A 16,098-nucleotide genomic window follows, 5' to 3' on the forward strand; every position below is an offset into this window, starting at 1 on the left:
ATGCCTCGTGTGCGCGCAGGAAGCGGAAGAACTCCACGCCTTCGCGCAGACGCCGCTTCATCATGTCCCAGCTCGTGAGCATCTCGCGCACGATCTCCCAGATCTTCGACGGCCGGAAATAGAACTGGCGATAGAACTGCTCCAGGTGGTGATAGATCTCGTCACGCGACAGATGCGCATAACCGATCGCCGCGAGCTGCACGCCTTCCTTGCTCACCAGGTTGATGGTCTTGTTCTCTTCCATCCAGCCGTTTTCCACGGCCTGCTTGTACAGCGTCGTGCCCGGATACGGCGCGGCAAGCGACACCTGAATCGTATGCGGATTGATTTCCTTCGCGTACTCGATCGTCTTCTTGATCGTGTCCTGCGTCTCGCCCGGCAGCCCCAGGATGAAGGTGCCGTGAACCTTGATGCCGAGCTTCTTGCAGTCGGCGCTGAAGCGGCGCGCGAAATCCGTGCGCACGCCCTTCTTGATGTTCACGAGAATCTGGTCGTCGCCCGACTCGAAGCCCACGAGCAACAGGCGCAGGCCGTTTTCCTTCATGACCTTCAGCGTCTTGTACGGCACGTTCGCCTTCGCGTTGCACGACCATGTCATGCCGAGCTTGCCGAGACCGATCGCGATCGCTTCGGCGCGCGGCAGGTCGTCGGTGAAGGTGTCGTCGTCGAACATGAGCTCCTTGACTTCCGGCATGTTCTCGCGGATCCACTTCGCTTCCTCGAGCACGTTCTCGACCGAGCGCGTACGGTAGACGTGGCCGCTCACGGTCTGCGGCCACAGGCAGAACGTGCAGCGCGACTTGCAGCCGCGGCCCGTGTAGATCGAGACGTACGGGTAGTTCAGGTAGCCGATGAAGTAGTTTTCGATCTTCAGGTCGCGCTTGTAGATGGGCGCGACGAACGGCAGCGAGTCCATGTCTTCGAGCACCGGACGGCCCGGGTTGTGCTCGATCGAGCCGTCCTTCGCGCGCCACGAAATGCCCTTCACCGCGGCCAGCGGCATGCCTTCGGCGATTTCCTTGCAGGTGAAGTCGAATTCCTCGCGGCAGACGAAGTCGATGGCCTCGGATGCCGTGAGCGAATTGTGCGGATCGACCTGCACCTTCGCGCCCACGAGACCGATGACGATCGACGGCTTGCGCTTCTTGAGGTCTTCGCAGAAGAGCGCGTCGGTCGGGAACGACGGCGTGCTCGTGTGGATGATGACGAGGTCGTACGCGGCTGCAATCTTCAGCGTTTCTTCCACGGAGAGGCCGTCGGCCGGCGCGTCGAGCACGCGGCTGTCGGGCACGAGGGCCGCGGGCTGCGCGAGCCAGGTGGGATACCAGAACGAGCGGATCTCGCGCTTTGCCTGGTAGCGCGAGCCCGCGCCACCGTCGAAGCCGTCATACGACGGGGCCTGCAGAAACAGCGTTTTCATATTCCTCGATTGTCCGCGCAGTATGGTGAAACCCGGTTTGCCCTCGCGTACGCTTCGTGGCCAGCCTTGCCGGCGTCTTACGCCGCGCAATTCCCTCGAAACACATTACGCAAAACATTCGATCGGCATTCCGGTTCGCATGTTTGTTATCGAATTGAAGGCCTGGGCGCCACGGGTCAACCTTAGGATATTAAGCCGAAAATCTGATGCAGACCTTAAGCGCTTTCCCTTCTTCCTACGTATTGAAACATGCCAAACCTCCAGTGTGACGCATTGATATGACAGTTTTCATCGCACCGCGCCAATTGATGTCCGTTGTGATGACAATCGGTTACAAGCGAGGCGCAACCCGCCCTTTGGCAGCCGGAAATCGCGTAAATCGGCCGGGACCACGCAAGTCCTGTGCCACAACGTGCATACCCTTTCGTATTTCCGTGGAAGAATTGACCGGCGGGTTTTTATCTGCTTTGCATCGACTCCGCCATATCGGACAAGTTTTCGCTGATCGCCGACATTGCGTAAAAACGCCTCACTATCGGGTTACGATGCAGCAAACGGCGTGACTGCGGGTCCCCGCCGCGATTGTGCGAGCGGTGTGGCGCAGGCAACGCTGCCCGGCAGGTCAGGACGACTGTCCGGGATTTCATGCAGACCAGGCACCCGAGGTGCGCTGCCTGCTCAACCAAGCGCCACCGTGAGCCGTCATTGTCCATGCGCATCCTCTTCGTCATCGGCAACCTGGGCGACTATCACGTCCCTCGCTACGAGGCTCTCGTTAGCGCGGCCGCCGGTCGCGGCCACCAGGTGGCGCTTCTCGAGGTCTTCGCACGCTCAGGCGTCTATGGCTTCCCTCAGGAACGGCGCGCCGCATTCTTCGCGAACCGACCACGCATGGCGGAAACGCTGGTCGAGAACGGCGCCGACAGCGACGGCCTCAGCGCGCGCGACACGGCGCGCCTCATCGCGAAGGTGCGCAACTTCATGCCCGACGTGGTCATCACGCTCGGCTACAACACCGGCTATTCGGCGGTGCTCTGTTTCCTCAGACATCTCACGCGGCGCTTCAAGCTGATCTACATGTCGGACTCGAAGGCCGACGACGGACTGCGCCAGCGCACTAAGGAGCGGCTCAAGCGCTTTATCGTGAGCCGCTTCGACGGCGCGCTCGTCGCGGGCGAGAAGCATCGCCGTTACGCGCAATCGCTAGGCATACCGAAAGAACGGTCGCGCATCGGCTTCGACGTGATCGACGTCGACTATTTTTCGGATCTCGCGCAGGCCGCGAGCGATAACCCCGAAGCCGTGCGATCCCGCTTCGGCCTGCCGCAGCGCTATGTGTTGTGCGTGAGCCGCTTCGTCGCACGCAAGAACGTCGACGTACTGATCGACGCCTACCGTAAATCCGGCGTGTACAACGAAAATATCGGCCTCGTGCTGGTGGGCCAAGGCCCGCTCGAAGCGCAATTGCGCGCGCGCATCGCATCGCTCGGCCTCACGCCGCATGTGACGATACTCAACTCGCTCGCCAACCAGGAGATGCCGAATCTCTATGCGCTCGCGGATTTCGTCGTCCTGGCGAGCGAATTCGATCAATGGGGCTTGTGCGTGAACGAAGCGTTCGCGGCCGGTTGCCCTGCCATCGTCACGCGCACATGCGGCGTGGCGGGCGAAGTGGTGATCGACGGCGTGAACGGTTTCGTGGTCGAACCGCGCGACGTCTCGACGCTCGCGCAGCGTATCGGCGAGTTGGGCGGCGAGCCCGCGCTGCGCGAGCGCTTCGCCGCAGGCGCGCAAAGCACGATCCGGCGCTGGACGCCCTTGCTCTTCGCATCGAGCGCGCTGGAGCTTGCCGAGGTCACGACCCGCCGCGCAAGCGACCCCGCGCGGCACGAACTCGTTTAGCGCGCGATATAGTTCGCTACACGACGTCGCCTTTCCCGCCGCTCAGAGATGGGGCGCAAATACCCGCCCCGGCGCAAACTTTCGCTTGAGCGTACGCATCAGCAAATAAACCGTGCCGTGGCGCTCGACGCCGAGGCGCTGCGTAAGCGTCGCGCCGAATCCATTGAGGAAGCTGAAGGTCGACGGGCTCGAAAAGCCGTCGAAGTCGAAGGTGAGCCTGCGCTCGAGCGCGCGGCCAATGCCTGTCCACAGCAGCAGGCTGATCGAGCCGCTGTGCGCGTCCTGTGCCCGCGACGAAAGCAGGTAATACATTGCCTGGTGGTCCCAAACGAGGCCGACCGCCGCCACGAGCTTCCCGCCCTCCCCATAGGCGCCGAGCAGCATCCCGGCCTTGCGTTCGACGAACGCGTTGACGAGGTCGCGCATGATGGCATCCCCGTAAGCGTTGGTACGCGCACGCGCCGCAAGATTCGCTTCGTAGAACGCGATGAACTCGGCTGGCGTGATGTCCGGCACGACGGTCAATTCACGGGAGGCGCTGCGGATCACATTGCGCGTCTTGCTGTTCAGGCGCTTCCACGCTTCGTCGGCCGTGGTGTGCCGGTCGATACGGAAGGTATAGCGCGCCGTCACGGTAAAGCCATGCAGTGCGAACGCAAGGGCGTCGTCGATGCGCGGATCGAGCACCTGGAAAAAGCTGTCGCAGTCGGGCAACTGCTCGATCAATTTCCCGGTGACGTCGAGTTCATGATGCAGTTGGCGCGCCTCGCTGCCCGTCACGGATTTGATGACCGGCCCGAGCGTGCGCGTGAGCGGCGGCAGGTGCGAGACACGCCACAGTCGCGTGCGCTGCATCGCGTACGGCATCTCGCCGATGACCTCGTCGTTCTGCTTCACCACCGCAAGCTTCCAGTCGCCTTGCGTGGCGATGTCGAGCCACCAGCGCTCATGAAAGATCGAAGGCGCCGCGCGTACCGGCACCGGCGTAGCAATAGCAGCCGGTGCCTCGAAAACGGGCAACGTCCGGTCGTTTATGGTCGTCATCGATCACCGGTATATTCTGACTGCAAGCGCTGCGGGATCACACATGCGCTCCACCTCCCCCAGCACCCACGCTCCTCAATGACTTCTCGTCGACGTGGCAACGGCAGGTACTCAATGTGACAGTCCACGCGGCGGGTCGTTTTGTCCCCCCGGGTCTTGCAACACTACACGCAAGACGGCGCTTCGAGCGCTTCTGTTTGCGTTTCCGGGCCTACCTGCTCGCGCTGCGATGGATTGCAAAGCTCCATGGCGGCGAACTGCCATTCGTACACCGCCTTCAGTCTACGAACAGCAACCCGCCCGTTTACGCCAAAACCAAGACGCATGCGGATAGGTTATCTCCCTGGTCAAATTTTGTCCGACCATACTGCTCGATTTCGCAATGCAGCATGCACGAACCTGATGAACGTTTGCACACCGACCATCTAACGAGAACGATTCGCGATCAGGCAATTTAGTTAGGAATCCATTCCACATGCTCATTCGCCGCGCATCATCGCTCAAGCCAATGGTTGCGTCGTCATTGCTCGCGTGAGCCCATGCATGGGACGGCGCACCGCCACATCGAACGGGTTCGTTTGCGGCCCGATGATCTCGGCCTGCCGCTTGAGCAGTTCGACGATCGTGGGTAACCGGTCTTCCGTGAGACGAGCAGCCAGCGTGCCCACGCTCAATGCGCCCACGGCACAACCGTTCTGGTCCAGAATCGGCACGGCCACGCCCGCCATGCCTTCGAGCACGCCGGTATTGCGCCCCGCATAGCCGAGCTTGCGCACGCGCTCGATCTCCGTGCGCAAATACACTTCGTCCAGCACGCCGTAACTGCGCAAACGCGGCACGTTGAAACGAATGATTTCTTCGCGCTCGGCCTCGGGCTGGAACGCAAGAATGGCAAGACTTCCCTGGCCGACGCCCAGCGCTACACGCCCGCCGATATCGCCCGTGAACGAGCGGATCGGAAACGGACCTTCGCACATGTCGAGGCAAACGGCGTCGAAGCTGCTCTTCACGAGCAGGAAAATCGTATCGCCAAGGCTTGCGCACAGGCGCAGCAATGCGGGCCGGCATAGCGTGCGCATGCCGCTCGGATTGCCCGCCTGCGCCGCGAGTGCAAAAAAATCCACACTCAGCCGATAGCGCCGGGTGCCCTCGTCCTGCTCGACCACGCCTTCGGCGATCAACCCCTGCAGCAGCCGATGCACGGTGGCCTGGGTGAGGCCCACGGCCCTGGCGAGTGTGGTCACGCGGCTGCCTTCCGCCTGACTTGCCCCCAGTGCGCGGATGACAGCGAATGCGCGCTGCAACACGCCCGCGCCGCGTGCGTCGTCCGCCGGCGTTCCACTTTTCTCTTCCACTGTCGTCATATCGATCTCAATTTATTCCACTCAGCGGAATATCCGCCGAAAGCTCGTACGAATTCGCGTGCTGCCTGAATGGTTGGCGCGCCACAAGCCGTTGTGCTTGCGGCAGGCGCTTTCAGGGATTTCCCGAAGTTCACCGGATGAAACAATCAATAAGCCAAGCCGCACTCACATTCCGTCAAATGGAATATAAGTCAGATTTCTATCGCTTGATGGAATTTTAAATTGACGACTAAAAATTTGGCTAGCTACAGTCGGCTCAACGCCCTGCACTGCGATTCGCCCAGCGGGTGCCGGCGCAACCCAAGCACTGGAAGGCCACACCATGTCGTTCCTCACCCTGACCGACGTATCGAAATCGTTTGGCGACCTGCAAGCGGTCGCCGGCGTCAATTTGTCGGTGGAAAAAGGCGAGTTCGTCTCGCTGCTCGGCCCCTCGGGCTGCGGGAAAACCACGACGCTGCAGATGATCGCCGGCTTCGTGGAAACCACGCGTGGGCGCATCACGCTCGACGGGCGCGACATCACGCACATGCCGCCGAACAAGCGCGGCCTCGGCATCGTGTTCCAGAGCTATGCGCTCTTTCCGCACATGAGCGTGGAGCAGAACGTGAGCTTCGGCCTCGAAATGCGCGGCGTGGCCAAAGCCGAGCGCCGGGACCGCATTCGCGAGGCGCTCGCGCTCGTGCGCCTCGATGCTTACGCGCACCGCTTTCCGCGCGAGCTTTCGGGCGGCCAGCGCCAACGCGTGGCGATTGCGCGCGCCATTGTGATCGCGCCGCCGGTGCTGCTGCTCGACGAGCCGATGTCCAATCTCGACGCCAAGCTGCGCGAAGACATGCAGTTCGAGCTGCGCGCCATTCAGCGCAAGATCGGTACGACCACGCTGATGGTCACGCACGACCAGTCGGAAGCGCTCTCGATCAGCGACCGCGTGGTCGTGATGGAAAGCGGCCGCATCACTCAGGTCGATACGCCATATCGCGCGTATGAGCGGCCCGAGAACGACTTCGTCTCGCAGTTCATCGGCAAGGCCAACATGCTCGCGGGCCGCATCGTCGCGCGCGAGGGCGACACGATCCGCGTGGATCTCGGCAACGACCTCGCGGAAACGGGCTCGACCGCGCAACTCCCCGAACGCGGCCGCGCGGTGGGTGTCGGTGACGCGATCACGCTGTGCATCCGCCCCGAAAAGCTCAAGCTGTGCGCAACCGGTTCGGGACGTCTCGCCGGACGCGTGACGAGCCGCTTCTTCCTCGGCAGCCAGTGGCTCTATCGACTCGACAGCCGCGCTGGCGAAATGCTCGTGTGCTGCCAGAACGAGGGCAAGGAGCCGCTCGCCGAAGGCGACCAGGTGGGCATTGACTGGCATAGCGACGCGATCCGCTTCATCCACCAGGAGGGCGCCCGTGTCTAGTACGCTGCGCACTTCTCAGCCTGCCCCGCGCGCCACGGTGCGCGCCGGCTGGCAGGCTTACGTGCCGCTCTGGCTCATGAGCGCACCCGCGCTGCTGCTGTTCGCCGCGCTCGTGCTCGTGCCGCTCGCCATGACCTTCGCGCTCACGTTCTATCGTTTCGATCCGATGAGCGGCCCCATCGCCGCATTCGATCTGCACAACTACATAGAAGTGCTGGGCTCATCGTACTTTCACACGATCTTCCTGCGCACCTTCGGCATTGCCGCGCTCACCACGCTGCTGTGCGTCGTGATCGGCACACCCGAGGCGTACATCCTCTCGCGCATGCGCGACCCGTGGCGCTCGCTCTTCCTGCTCGTGATCCTCGCGCCACTGCTGGTTTCCGTGGTGGTGCGCGCGTTCGGCTGGAGCATGCTGCTCAACATGAACGGTCTCGTGAACCAGTTCTTCGGCCTGTTCGGCACGGGACCCTTCAAGCTCGAATACACGACCTTCGCCATCGTCATCGCGCTCGTGCATGTGATGCTGCCGTTCATGGTGATTCCGGTGTGGACCGCGCTGCAAAGGCTCGATCCGCAAACCGAAAACGCGGCGCTTTCACTGATGGCCTCGCCGTTCACCACCATGCGCCGTATCGTGCTGCCGCAACTCATGCCGGGCATTCTCTCGGGCAGCCTCATGGTATTCGGCCTTTCGGCGAGCGCCTTTGCGATTCCGGGCCTGCTGGGCGGCCGGCGCCTGAAGGTGGCGGCCACCGCCGTGTACGACCAGTTCCTCAGTTCGATGAACTGGCCGCTTGGCGCGACCATCGCCGTGCTGCTGCTCGTCGCCAATCTCGTGGTGATGCTCACCTACTACCGCGTGCTCGAACGGCGCTACGCGCGCAGCATGGGCTAAGGCCCCAGGACACAACATCATGCGCAAAAACGGACCGCTCGCCCTCACGTTCCATAGCTTCGTCATTCTGTTCGTGCTGGCGCCGCTCGTCATCGTCATTCTCGTGGCCTTCACCCCCGACGAAACCTTGACGCTCCCCACACACGGCTTCTCGCTGCGCTGGTTCCGCGCGATCCTCGACTATCCCGACTTCATCACCGCGTTCTTCAACAGCCTCAAGCTCGCGTTCGCCTCGGCCACGCTTTCGCTCGTCATCGCGTTGCCTGCGGGTCTGGCGATCGGTCGTGCGCGCTTTCCGGGACGCGGCTTTCTCAACGCGCTGCTGCTTTCGCCGCTCGTGATTCCGGGGCTCGTGCTGGGCATCGCGCTGCTGCGCTTCTTCGCGCTGATCGGCGCGACCGGCTCGTTCGCGTGGCTGATCCTCGCGCACATGATCATCATCACGCCGTTCGTCATGCGGCTCGTGCTCGCCTCGGTGAGCGGCCTCGACCGCAGCATCGAGCATGCGGCCGCGTCGCTCGGCGCGAGCGCGTGGACCACCTTTCGCCGCGTCACATTGCCGATGATCGTGCCCGGCATCACGGGCGGCTGGCTGCTCGCGTTCATCAACAGCTTCGATGAACTGACGATGTCGATCTTCGTGACCTCGCCGCAAACCGTCACGCTGCCCGTGCGCATGTACATGTACGCGACCGAGTCGATCGACCCAATGATGGCCTCCGTTTCCGCGCTCGTCATTTTCATCACGGCGGGCGCGATGTTCCTGCTCGACCGCGTGTACGGGCTCAACCGCATTCTGATCGGGCAGCACTGACCGCCGCCCGCCTCTTTCGATTCCTGCCGCCGCGCCACTGAACTCCCATGAGCACCGTCACGCCGCCTCCCCTTGCCCAGTTCGTCCGCGTTGCCGAGACAGCACGCGCGAGCGTTTCCTTTCTTCTAGACGGTGTCGAAGTCAGGGCGCTCGCGGGCGATACGCTGCTCACCGCGATCCTCACGCACCAGCGGCACGTGCGCCGCAGCGAGTTCAGCACAGAACCGCGCGCGGGCTTCTGCCTGATCGGTGCCTGCCAGGACTGCTGGGTGCGAAGCGAAGACGGCACGCGCCTGCGCGCCTGCTCCACGCCGCTGCGCGAAGGCATGCGTGTGCTGACGCGAACCGATTCGGATACCGAATCTTATGGCGGAGACACGCAATGAACACGTCCACGCCTGCTCGCATTGTGATTGTCGGCGCGGGACCGGCCGGCATTCGCGCCGCGCAAACGCTCGTGGCCGCGGGACTGCGCCCCACCGTGATCGACGAAAACGCGCGCTGGGGCGGCCAGATTTATCGCCAGCCCGCTGACGGTGCAGGCTTCTCGCGCACGAAAGCCGCGCTCTACGGCTTCGAGGCGAAGAAAGCCGACGCGGTCCATAGCGCCATGGCCGAACTGCTCGCGAAGATCGACTATCGGCCCGACACGCTCGCCTGGTCGTGCGAGCCGGGCCGGCTCGACACCCTGCGCGAGGGCCGCGAAGCGAGCGTGCCCTGGTCGCATCTGATCATCGCGAGCGGCGCGACCGACCGCATCGTGCCGCTGCCCGGCTGGACGCTGCCAGGCGTGTACACGCTCGGTGGCGCGCAAGTCGCCCTGAAGGCGCAGGGCTGCGCGATTGGCCAGCGCACCGTGTTCGCCGGCACCGGGCCGCTGCTCTACCTCGTCGCTTACCAATATGCAAAAGCGGGCGCGCAAGTGGCCGCCGTGCTCGACACGAGCCCGTTCACGCGCCAGGCCGCCGCCGCGCCGAAGCTGCTCAACCAGCCGGGCACCTTCGCCAAGGGCGTTTATTACGTTGCGTGGCTCAAGGCGCATGGCGTGCGCATGGAGCATGGTGTCGCGCTCGAGGCCATCGAAGGCGACGAGGCCGTGCAATATGTTCGCTGGCACGCAGCCGACGGCAAGGAGCACGCCATTGCCTGCGATGCGGTCGGCCTCGGTTACGGCTTGCGGCCCGAAACCCAGCTCGCCGATCTCGCGGGCTGCCGCTTCGCCTTCGACACCCTCAACCGCTGCTGGCTGCCCGAGCGCGATGCGGCGGGCCGAAGCTCGGTGCCGGGCGTCTATCTTGCCGGCGACGGCGCGGGCATTGCGGGCGCCGATGCCGCCGAACTCGCGGGCCGCCGCGTAGCGCTTGCGATGCTCGAAGACATGGGCATCAACGCGCCGCAGCACGATGCCCAACTGCCCGACGCGGCAACGATCGACAAGCGCCTCGAGCGTATTACGCGCTTTCGTGTGGGCATCGAGCAGGCGTTCGCCCCTCCGGCCAACGGCGCCGCCGACTGGCCCGACGATCTGACCGTCTGCCGCTGCGAGGAAGTCGACGCAGGCACGCTGCGTAGTTGTATCCGCGGCGGTTTCGCCACCGAAGTCAACCGCTTGAAGGCGCTCACGCGCATCGGCATGGGGCGCTGCCAGGGGCGCATGTGCGGCGAATCCGCCATGGCGCTCCTGAGCGCGGAGACCGGCAAGCCGCTGCACGAGGTGGGCCGTTTGCGCAGCCAGGCGCCCATCAAGCCGATTCCCATTTCGCCGATGCTGTTCGACGACGGCGTGCAGGTCATCGAAGAGGAAGCCCACGATGAGTGACACGCGCCACTTCCAGGTTGTGATTGCGGGCGGCGGACTCGTCGGCGCATCGGCGGCGCTCGCGCTCGCGCGCAAGGGCGTAAGCGTCGGCTTGTTCGAGCGCCGCTTTTGCGGCGCGCAGGCGAGCGGCGTGAACTACGGCGGCGTGCGCACCCACGGCCGCAGCGCCGAGCAACTGCCGCTTGCGGTGCGCGCCCGTCGTGTATGGAGCCGCTTGCCCGAACTGATCGGCACCGACGGCGAATTCGTCGTGTCGGGACACTTGCGCCTCGCGCGCCGCGATAGCGATCTCGAGGCGCTTCACGGGTGGTCCACCATGGCGCGCGATTTCGGCGTGGAATCACTGGTCATGAGCGGCGAAGCGTTTCGGCGCCGCTACCCGTGGCTCGGCAAGGCCGCCATTGGCGGGGCGCTCTGCGCGAGCGACGGCCAGGCGAATCCGCGTCTCGTCTCGCCCGGCTTCGCGGCGGCGGCGCGGCGCGCGGGCGCGCACGTGCAGGAGCAGACCGCGCTCAGCGACCTGAGCTTCGACGGGCGGCGTTTCCAGATGCGCGCGGGCAACGAGCGCATCAGCGCCGACTGGCTCATCAACTCGTCGGGCGCCTGGGCCAATACGGTGGCGGGCGCGTTCGGCGAAACCGTGCCGATGAAGCCGATCTACCCGAACATGTGGGTGACCGAGCCCCTGCCGCGCTTTATCCAGCACAACCTGGGCGTCTACGGCGGCGGCGTCTACGCGCGCCAGGTCGAGCGCGGCAACTGCGTGATCGGCGGCGGGCGCGGGCACGGCGACGGCGAGTACGCGCAGCCCTCCACCGCCACCACGCGCGCCGTCATGCGCGACGCCTGCGCGCTGCTGCCCGGCCTGCGCGATGCGCTGCTCATCCGCACGTGGAGCGGCGTGGAAGGCGAAACACCGGACAACAATCCCATCATCGGTTTCAGCAACACCACGCCGCGCCTCGTGCACGCGTTCGGCTTTTCCGGCGGCGGTTTCTTGCTGGCGCCGGGCGTCGGCGAAGTCCTCGCCGAACTCGTCACTGAAGGCGCGACGAGCACGCCCATCGAAGCGTTCGCAATCGGCCGCTTCACGCAGTCTTCCGTTCATGCCGCTCTCCCAATCAAATAAGGAGTCCCCACGATGAAATTCACACGCACCCTGGCCTCGCTAGCCGCACTCGTCGCCCTTGGCATTTCGCAAGGCGCCTGGTCGCAAACGAAGACGATCTACGTCGGCATGAACGGCGGTCCGATGGAGAAGGCCTACACGAGCCAGGTCCTGCCCGACTTCGAGAAGGCCAACAACGTCAAGGTGGTGGTCGTGCCGGGCACGTCATCCGACGTGCTCGCGAAGCTCCTCGCCAACCGCAACAGCCCGCAGATGCATGTCGCCTTTCTCGACGACGGCGTGATGGCGCGCGCCGTCAGCATGGGCGTGTGCGAGAAGCTCGACGATTCGCCGGTGCTCAAGGAACTGTATCCCTTCGCGCGCATGAAAGGCGACGTGGGCGCGGGCGTGCAACTCGGCATGACGGGCATCGGCTACAACACGAAGCTGTTCGCGGATAAAGGCTGGGCGCCGCCCACTTCGTGGCTCGATTTCGCCAATCCGAAATACAAGGGCAAGGTGGTGTTCCAGTCGGCTTCGAGCAGCACCTTCGGGCTGCATGGCTTTCTCGCCATCAACCGCCTGATGGGCGGCAGCGAGAGCAATGTCGAGCCGGGCTTCACGAAGTGGGCGAGCACGGTGGGGCCGAACGTCGTCGAATACATTCCGAATTCGGCCAAGCTCTCGGAGATGATCCAGACCGGCGAGGCCGGCATCTTCCCGCTCACGCCAACCGCAGTGGGCGACCTGAAGGACAAGGGCCTGCCCGTGGCCTACGCCAACCCGAAGGAAGGCGCCGTGCTGCTGCTCGTGGACCTGTGCGTGGTGAAGAACAATCCGGACCCGCAGCTCGCGCAAAAGCTCGCGCAGTTCCTGCTGTCGGCGCCCGCACAGAGCAAGGCGGCCTCCGCCGGCAAGCAGATTCCGACCAACCAGAACGCGACCATGCCGCCCGACATGCAAAAGAGCCTGGGCAATCTCGACCAGCTCGTAAAGAAGGTGACGGTGGTCGACTGGGACGTGATCAACGAGCACCGCGCGCAATGGGATTCGCGCTGGAACCGGCAGATCGAGCAGTGATCGTGTGATCTTCGGGCAATAGCGAGGGCGGCGGGCACGGCGCGTCCTGTATCATCCACGGGTTGTCGAACCGCCCGCTCGCCCATGCGCTCCGCCCTCGATTCTTCCTTTCGCCTTTCCGCTTTTGCCCGGGCTCCGCGCGCCCGCTTCCTAGCCCTGACGCTAGCCGCCGCGTGCGTGCTGCCGGGATGCGCAACCGGGCCGGCCTCGCAGAGTCAGGCCGGGCAAGCACTCCCGCCCGATACGGTCACGCTCTTCCCGATCGAGCACTACGACCAGAACGTCGATCACTGGATCGATCCGGCCAGCGCCGATTACGACAAGCCCTTCCTTTCGCCCGACGTCCAGCGCGCGCAATTCGATGCGCTCGTCGCGCGCTATTTCGGTGCAGGGCCGAACGATCCCTCGCCGTGGAATCACGCGTTTGTCGAGCAGCGCGTGTATCGCGACGGCGGCAGCGACATCGCCGCGCTGCAAACGCGCCGCCTCGCCGAGTTCGACAACACCGGCAAGGAGCCGCGCCGCATTGGCTACGGCATGAATTTCCGGCCGCACACGAAGGCGTGGATCGATGCCATCGAGCGCAACGCCAACGTCAACCAGTTCGAGCAGGCCAGCGGCTTCGACGCCGCGCGTCGCGCCATCGCCACGACGGCGCTTTACGTGCGCGAGCTGCCCACCATCGACCCGTCGTTCTATTCACATCGCATAGCGGGCGAAGGCTATCCCTTCGACAACCTGCAGGTCAGCGCCGTGCGGCCGGGCACGCCGCTCTACGTGCTCGGCACGAGCGCCGACGGCGCCTGGCGCTACGTGCAGACGCCGGATGTGCAGGGCTGGGTGCGCAGCGACGGCGTGGCGAGCGTCGATGAAACCTTCGTTTCGACGTGGCGCGCAGCGGCGCACCGGTCGCTCGGCGTCGTGGTCGTGCCCTCCGCCGCGCTGCGCGACGATGGCGGCGTGTTCCGCTTCGATGCGCCCGCCGGCACGCTGCTGCCGCTGCGGCCCGCATCGGGCGCGACGCCGGGAGAAGTGCTCGTGCCCGCCCGCGATGTAGACGGCCGCGCGGCCATCCGCACGGCAGTGCTCGACGCGAACGCCATCGTGCCTGCGCCGCTCGCGGCCACGCCGCGCCATCTCGCGCAGTTGATGAAGGCGCTGATCGGCCGCCCCTACGGCTGGGGCAACACGAACTTCGACAACGACTGCTCGGCCGAACTGCAGAGCATTTTCGCGGCGTTCGGCGTGTGGCTGCCGCGCCATTCGTCCACGCAGATGAACGCGGGGGCGATGACCGATCTTTCGGCGTCCACGCCCGCGCAACGCCTCGACTGGCTCGTGCAGCACGGCGCGCCCATGCGCACGCTCATCTATATAGGCGGCCATGTCATGCTGTACCTGGGCAACACCGAGCGCGACGGCAAGACGGTGCCGCTCGTCTATCAGGACGTGTGGGGCCTGCGCCCCGCCGACAACAGCCGCCGCGCCGTGATTGGCGGCTCAGTCATCTTCCCGCTGCTGCTCAGCTACCCCGAAGACCCCAACCTCGAATCGCTTGCAGGCACGCGGGTTTTCCAGGTCAGCATCCTGGGTGCGCCCGCGGGCAGCGCGCCGCCGCAGGATGAGGAGAATCCGGCGGGGTGATTCAGACGCCCGTGTGTCGATTCATGCACCGAGTGCAATAAATTGATGCGCAAATGTGATCGTTTCTCCCAGGGTGACAGATTCCGCACGGTCGTACAAAAATACCTCCATCGAACGTAGCATTCCGTCAACGTTGCACACCTCTTGTCAGGGGAGAAGCGATCGGTGAACGCGCATTCAATCCGGCTCATGCCTAGCCGCAAGCCCACGATGACCACGCGCTCGTCCACGCTGCTCCTGCGCACGCGAGAGGACCCCGGCCGCCGCGCCAGACCGCAGTACTCCGCGCAGTACTCCGCGTAGTACTCCAGGCAGCACTCCCAGTATTCCGATTCGTGTGGTTCCGCGAGGAACCCCGGTCCCCTATTGCCCGAAGCTTGACCTGAAGCTTTGCCTGGAGCATTGCCCGAAAGCGTGTGCACCACCCTGTCACATCGATCTCAATCCATAAATAACACTAAGGACGACGAAATGTTACAACGCGACAACCTCGGTATGAAACGGCTGGTCCGCTGCCTCGCGGCAGCCGGTTTGATGGGCACAGCGGGTGTCGCAAGCGCGCAGAGCAGCGTCACACTGTACGGCATCGTCGACGGCTCGATCCTTTACACGAGCCATACGCTGAACACGCAGACGGGCCAAAACGCGGGTCATCAGTTCTCGTTTACGGACAGCGGCATGTCCGGCTCGAACTTCGGCATGCGCGGCGCCGAGGACCTGGGCGGCGGGATGCGCGCAGTATTCGCGCTCGAAAGCGGCATCAGCGTCGCGAACGGCCAGTTCGGCAATTCCAACGGCAACTTCTTCGGGCGTCAGGCGTGGGTCGGCATGGAAAGCCCCTACGGTACGGTCAAAGCCGGTTTGCAGTACTCACCGTTCTTCCTCTCGCTCTACCAAACGGACCCGCGCGGCATGTCGTACTTCGGCAGCGGTCTCGTGAGCTACGTGAACAACGTGTATGTAACCGGCCTCTTCAACAGCAACGCGATTACGTATACGTCGCCGGAAATCGCCGGCATCCAGGCGATGGGCATGTTCGCCATGGGCGGCGCAGCGGGCAACTTCCAGGCGGGACGCCAGTATTCGGCGAGCCTGCGCTACCACATCGCGGGCTTCACGATCACAGGCGCGCTGTATAGCGGCAACGCCGGAGGCAGCGCTGCCACCACGCCGGTGCCGAGCACCATCGAGTTCGTGGGCCGCACGATCGGCGCGAGCTATCGCTTCCCGAATTCGCTCACGATCTCCGCTTCGTATGCGCTTTACAAGGTTGCGCAGTCGTTCGACAACAGCGTCTACTCCGGTGGACTCAGCTATATGATCACGCCCTACCTCGACGTCGACGCGGGCGTCTGGTACACGCGCGACGGCAACGACGGCACCAACCACTCGCTCCTCGCGTCGAGCGGCGTGCAGTTCTTCCTCTCCAAGCGCACGACGCTCTATGGCCAGGTGGGCTACGTGAACAACCATGGGCGCATGGACACGGGCTTGTCGATCAACAACGCGCTCTTTGAAGTCTCCGGCTCGACCGTGGGCGCGAGCATCGGCATCCGCCATCTGTTCTGATGCGCGCAAGTGATCCGCGGCG

The 16,098-nt window shown here is 64.3% G+C and carries 14 protein-coding genes; 11 read left to right on the forward strand and 3 right to left on the reverse strand.

Going from position 1 to position 16,098, the window contains the following annotated elements; all coding sequences use genetic code 11:
* A partial coding sequence (gene hpnJ, locus E1N52_RS31370) for a hopanoid biosynthesis associated radical SAM protein HpnJ (RefSeq protein ID WP_133187192.1) occupies positions 1-1,420 on the reverse strand: 1,420 nt, incomplete at its 3' end.
* 711 nt (positions 1,421-2,131) lie between these two features.
* On the opposite strand from hpnJ, the gene E1N52_RS31375 reads away from it, so the two are divergent.
* Positions 2,132-3,322, forward strand: coding sequence for a glycosyltransferase family 4 protein (locus E1N52_RS31375; RefSeq protein WP_133187324.1), 1,191 nt, complete (start codon positions 2,132-2,134; stop codon positions 3,320-3,322).
* Between the two features lie 42 nt (positions 3,323-3,364).
* Here E1N52_RS31375 and E1N52_RS31380 read toward each other — a convergent pair whose 3' ends face one another.
* Positions 3,365-4,366, reverse strand: coding sequence for a GNAT family N-acetyltransferase (locus E1N52_RS31380; RefSeq protein ID WP_133187194.1), 1,002 nt, complete (start codon positions 4,364-4,366; stop codon positions 3,365-3,367).
* 500 nt (positions 4,367-4,866) lie between these two features.
* A complete protein-coding gene (locus E1N52_RS31385) occupies positions 4,867-5,730 on the reverse strand; it encodes an IclR family transcriptional regulator (protein WP_133187196.1) in 864 nt (287 codons plus the stop codon).
* 322 nt (positions 5,731-6,052) lie between these two features.
* Between E1N52_RS31385 and E1N52_RS31390 the strand changes: the two genes are divergently transcribed.
* The 10 genes from E1N52_RS31390 (at position 6,053) to E1N52_RS31430 (ending at position 16,076) form a co-directional block, all read left to right on the forward strand.
* The gene (locus tag E1N52_RS31390; protein WP_133187198.1) at positions 6,053-7,144 is read left to right on the forward strand and encodes an ABC transporter ATP-binding protein; all 1,092 of its coding nucleotides are present in this window, start codon (positions 6,053-6,055) and stop codon (positions 7,142-7,144) included.
* Positions 7,137-8,042 (forward strand): ABC transporter permease, encoded by a 906-nt coding sequence (locus E1N52_RS31395; protein ID WP_133187200.1) that lies wholly within the window; start codon positions 7,137-7,139, stop codon positions 8,040-8,042. The genes E1N52_RS31390 and E1N52_RS31395 overlap by 8 nt, the downstream gene beginning before the upstream one ends.
* Positions 8,043-8,061: 19 nt before the next feature.
* Positions 8,062-8,856, forward strand: coding sequence for an ABC transporter permease (locus E1N52_RS31400; RefSeq protein WP_133187202.1), 795 nt, complete (start codon positions 8,062-8,064; stop codon positions 8,854-8,856).
* Positions 8,857-8,903: 47 nt separating this feature from the next.
* Positions 8,904-9,242 carry a (2Fe-2S)-binding protein gene (locus E1N52_RS31405; protein ID WP_133187204.1) on the forward strand — a complete coding sequence of 113 codons (339 nt, stop codon included), beginning with the start codon at positions 8,904-8,906 and terminating at the stop codon, positions 9,240-9,242.
* Positions 9,239-10,675 carry an NAD(P)/FAD-dependent oxidoreductase gene (locus E1N52_RS31410; protein WP_133187206.1) on the forward strand — a complete coding sequence of 479 codons (1,437 nt, stop codon included), beginning with the start codon at positions 9,239-9,241 and terminating at the stop codon, positions 10,673-10,675. The genes E1N52_RS31405 and E1N52_RS31410 overlap by 4 nt, the downstream gene beginning before the upstream one ends.
* Entirely contained in the window at positions 10,668-11,804 is a 1,137-nt protein-coding gene (locus tag E1N52_RS31415; RefSeq protein ID WP_133187208.1) for an NAD(P)/FAD-dependent oxidoreductase, read from the forward strand. Before E1N52_RS31410 ends, E1N52_RS31415 begins: the two co-directional genes overlap by 8 nt.
* A 12-nt stretch (positions 11,805-11,816) precedes the next feature.
* Complete coding sequence (locus tag E1N52_RS31420; protein ID WP_133187210.1) at positions 11,817-12,863, forward strand: ABC transporter substrate-binding protein; 1,047 nt, start codon at positions 11,817-11,819, stop codon at positions 12,861-12,863.
* An 84-nt stretch (positions 12,864-12,947) separates the two neighbouring features.
* Positions 12,948-14,507 (forward strand): SH3 domain-containing C40 family peptidase, encoded by a 1,560-nt coding sequence (locus E1N52_RS31425; RefSeq protein ID WP_133187212.1) that lies wholly within the window; start codon positions 12,948-12,950, stop codon positions 14,505-14,507.
* 165 nt (positions 14,508-14,672) lie between these two features.
* Positions 14,673-14,810: a hypothetical protein gene (locus tag E1N52_RS44245; protein ID WP_165979483.1), complete on the forward strand. Its 138-nt coding sequence runs from the start codon at positions 14,673-14,675 to the stop codon at positions 14,808-14,810.
* A gap of 192 nt (positions 14,811-15,002) precedes the next feature.
* The gene (locus tag E1N52_RS31430; RefSeq protein WP_133187214.1) at positions 15,003-16,076 is read left to right on the forward strand and encodes a porin; all 1,074 of its coding nucleotides are present in this window, start codon (positions 15,003-15,005) and stop codon (positions 16,074-16,076) included.
* Positions 16,077-16,098 lie beyond the last annotated feature (22 nt).

Origin of the sequence: Paraburkholderia guartelaensis, from assembly GCF_004353905.1 — a bacterium.
Classification (GTDB): Bacteria; Pseudomonadota; Gammaproteobacteria; order Burkholderiales; family Burkholderiaceae; genus Paraburkholderia; species Paraburkholderia guartelaensis.

What these genes read in the sequence shown, in the direction of transcription:
- E1N52_RS31430 (WP_133187214.1), top strand. Translation starts at nt 15,003, where the DNA reads ATGAAACGGCTGGTCCGCTGCCTCGCGGCAGCCGGTTTGATGGGCACA.
- E1N52_RS31400 (WP_133187202.1), top strand. Translation starts at nt 8,062, where the DNA reads ATGCGCAAAAACGGACCGCTCGCCCTCACGTTCCATAGCTTCGTCATT.
- E1N52_RS31415 (WP_133187208.1), top strand. Translation starts at nt 10,668, where the DNA reads ATGAGTGACACGCGCCACTTCCAGGTTGTGATTGCGGGCGGCGGACTC.
- E1N52_RS31390 (WP_133187198.1), top strand. Translation starts at nt 6,053, where the DNA reads ATGTCGTTCCTCACCCTGACCGACGTATCGAAATCGTTTGGCGACCTG.
- E1N52_RS31405 (WP_133187204.1), top strand. Translation starts at nt 8,904, where the DNA reads ATGAGCACCGTCACGCCGCCTCCCCTTGCCCAGTTCGTCCGCGTTGCC.
- E1N52_RS31420 (WP_133187210.1), top strand. Translation starts at nt 11,817, where the DNA reads ATGAAATTCACACGCACCCTGGCCTCGCTAGCCGCACTCGTCGCCCTT.
- E1N52_RS31375 (WP_133187324.1), top strand. Translation starts at nt 2,132, where the DNA reads ATGCGCATCCTCTTCGTCATCGGCAACCTGGGCGACTATCACGTCCCT.
- E1N52_RS31385 (WP_133187196.1), bottom strand. Translation starts at nt 5,730, where the DNA reads ATGACGACAGTGGAAGAGAAAAGTGGAACGCCGGCGGACGACGCACGC.
- E1N52_RS31380 (WP_133187194.1), bottom strand. Translation starts at nt 4,366, where the DNA reads ATGACGACCATAAACGACCGGACGTTGCCCGTTTTCGAGGCACCGGCT.
- E1N52_RS31410 (WP_133187206.1), top strand. Translation starts at nt 9,239, where the DNA reads ATGAACACGTCCACGCCTGCTCGCATTGTGATTGTCGGCGCGGGACCG.
- E1N52_RS31425 (WP_133187212.1), top strand. Translation starts at nt 12,948, where the DNA reads ATGCGCTCCGCCCTCGATTCTTCCTTTCGCCTTTCCGCTTTTGCCCGG.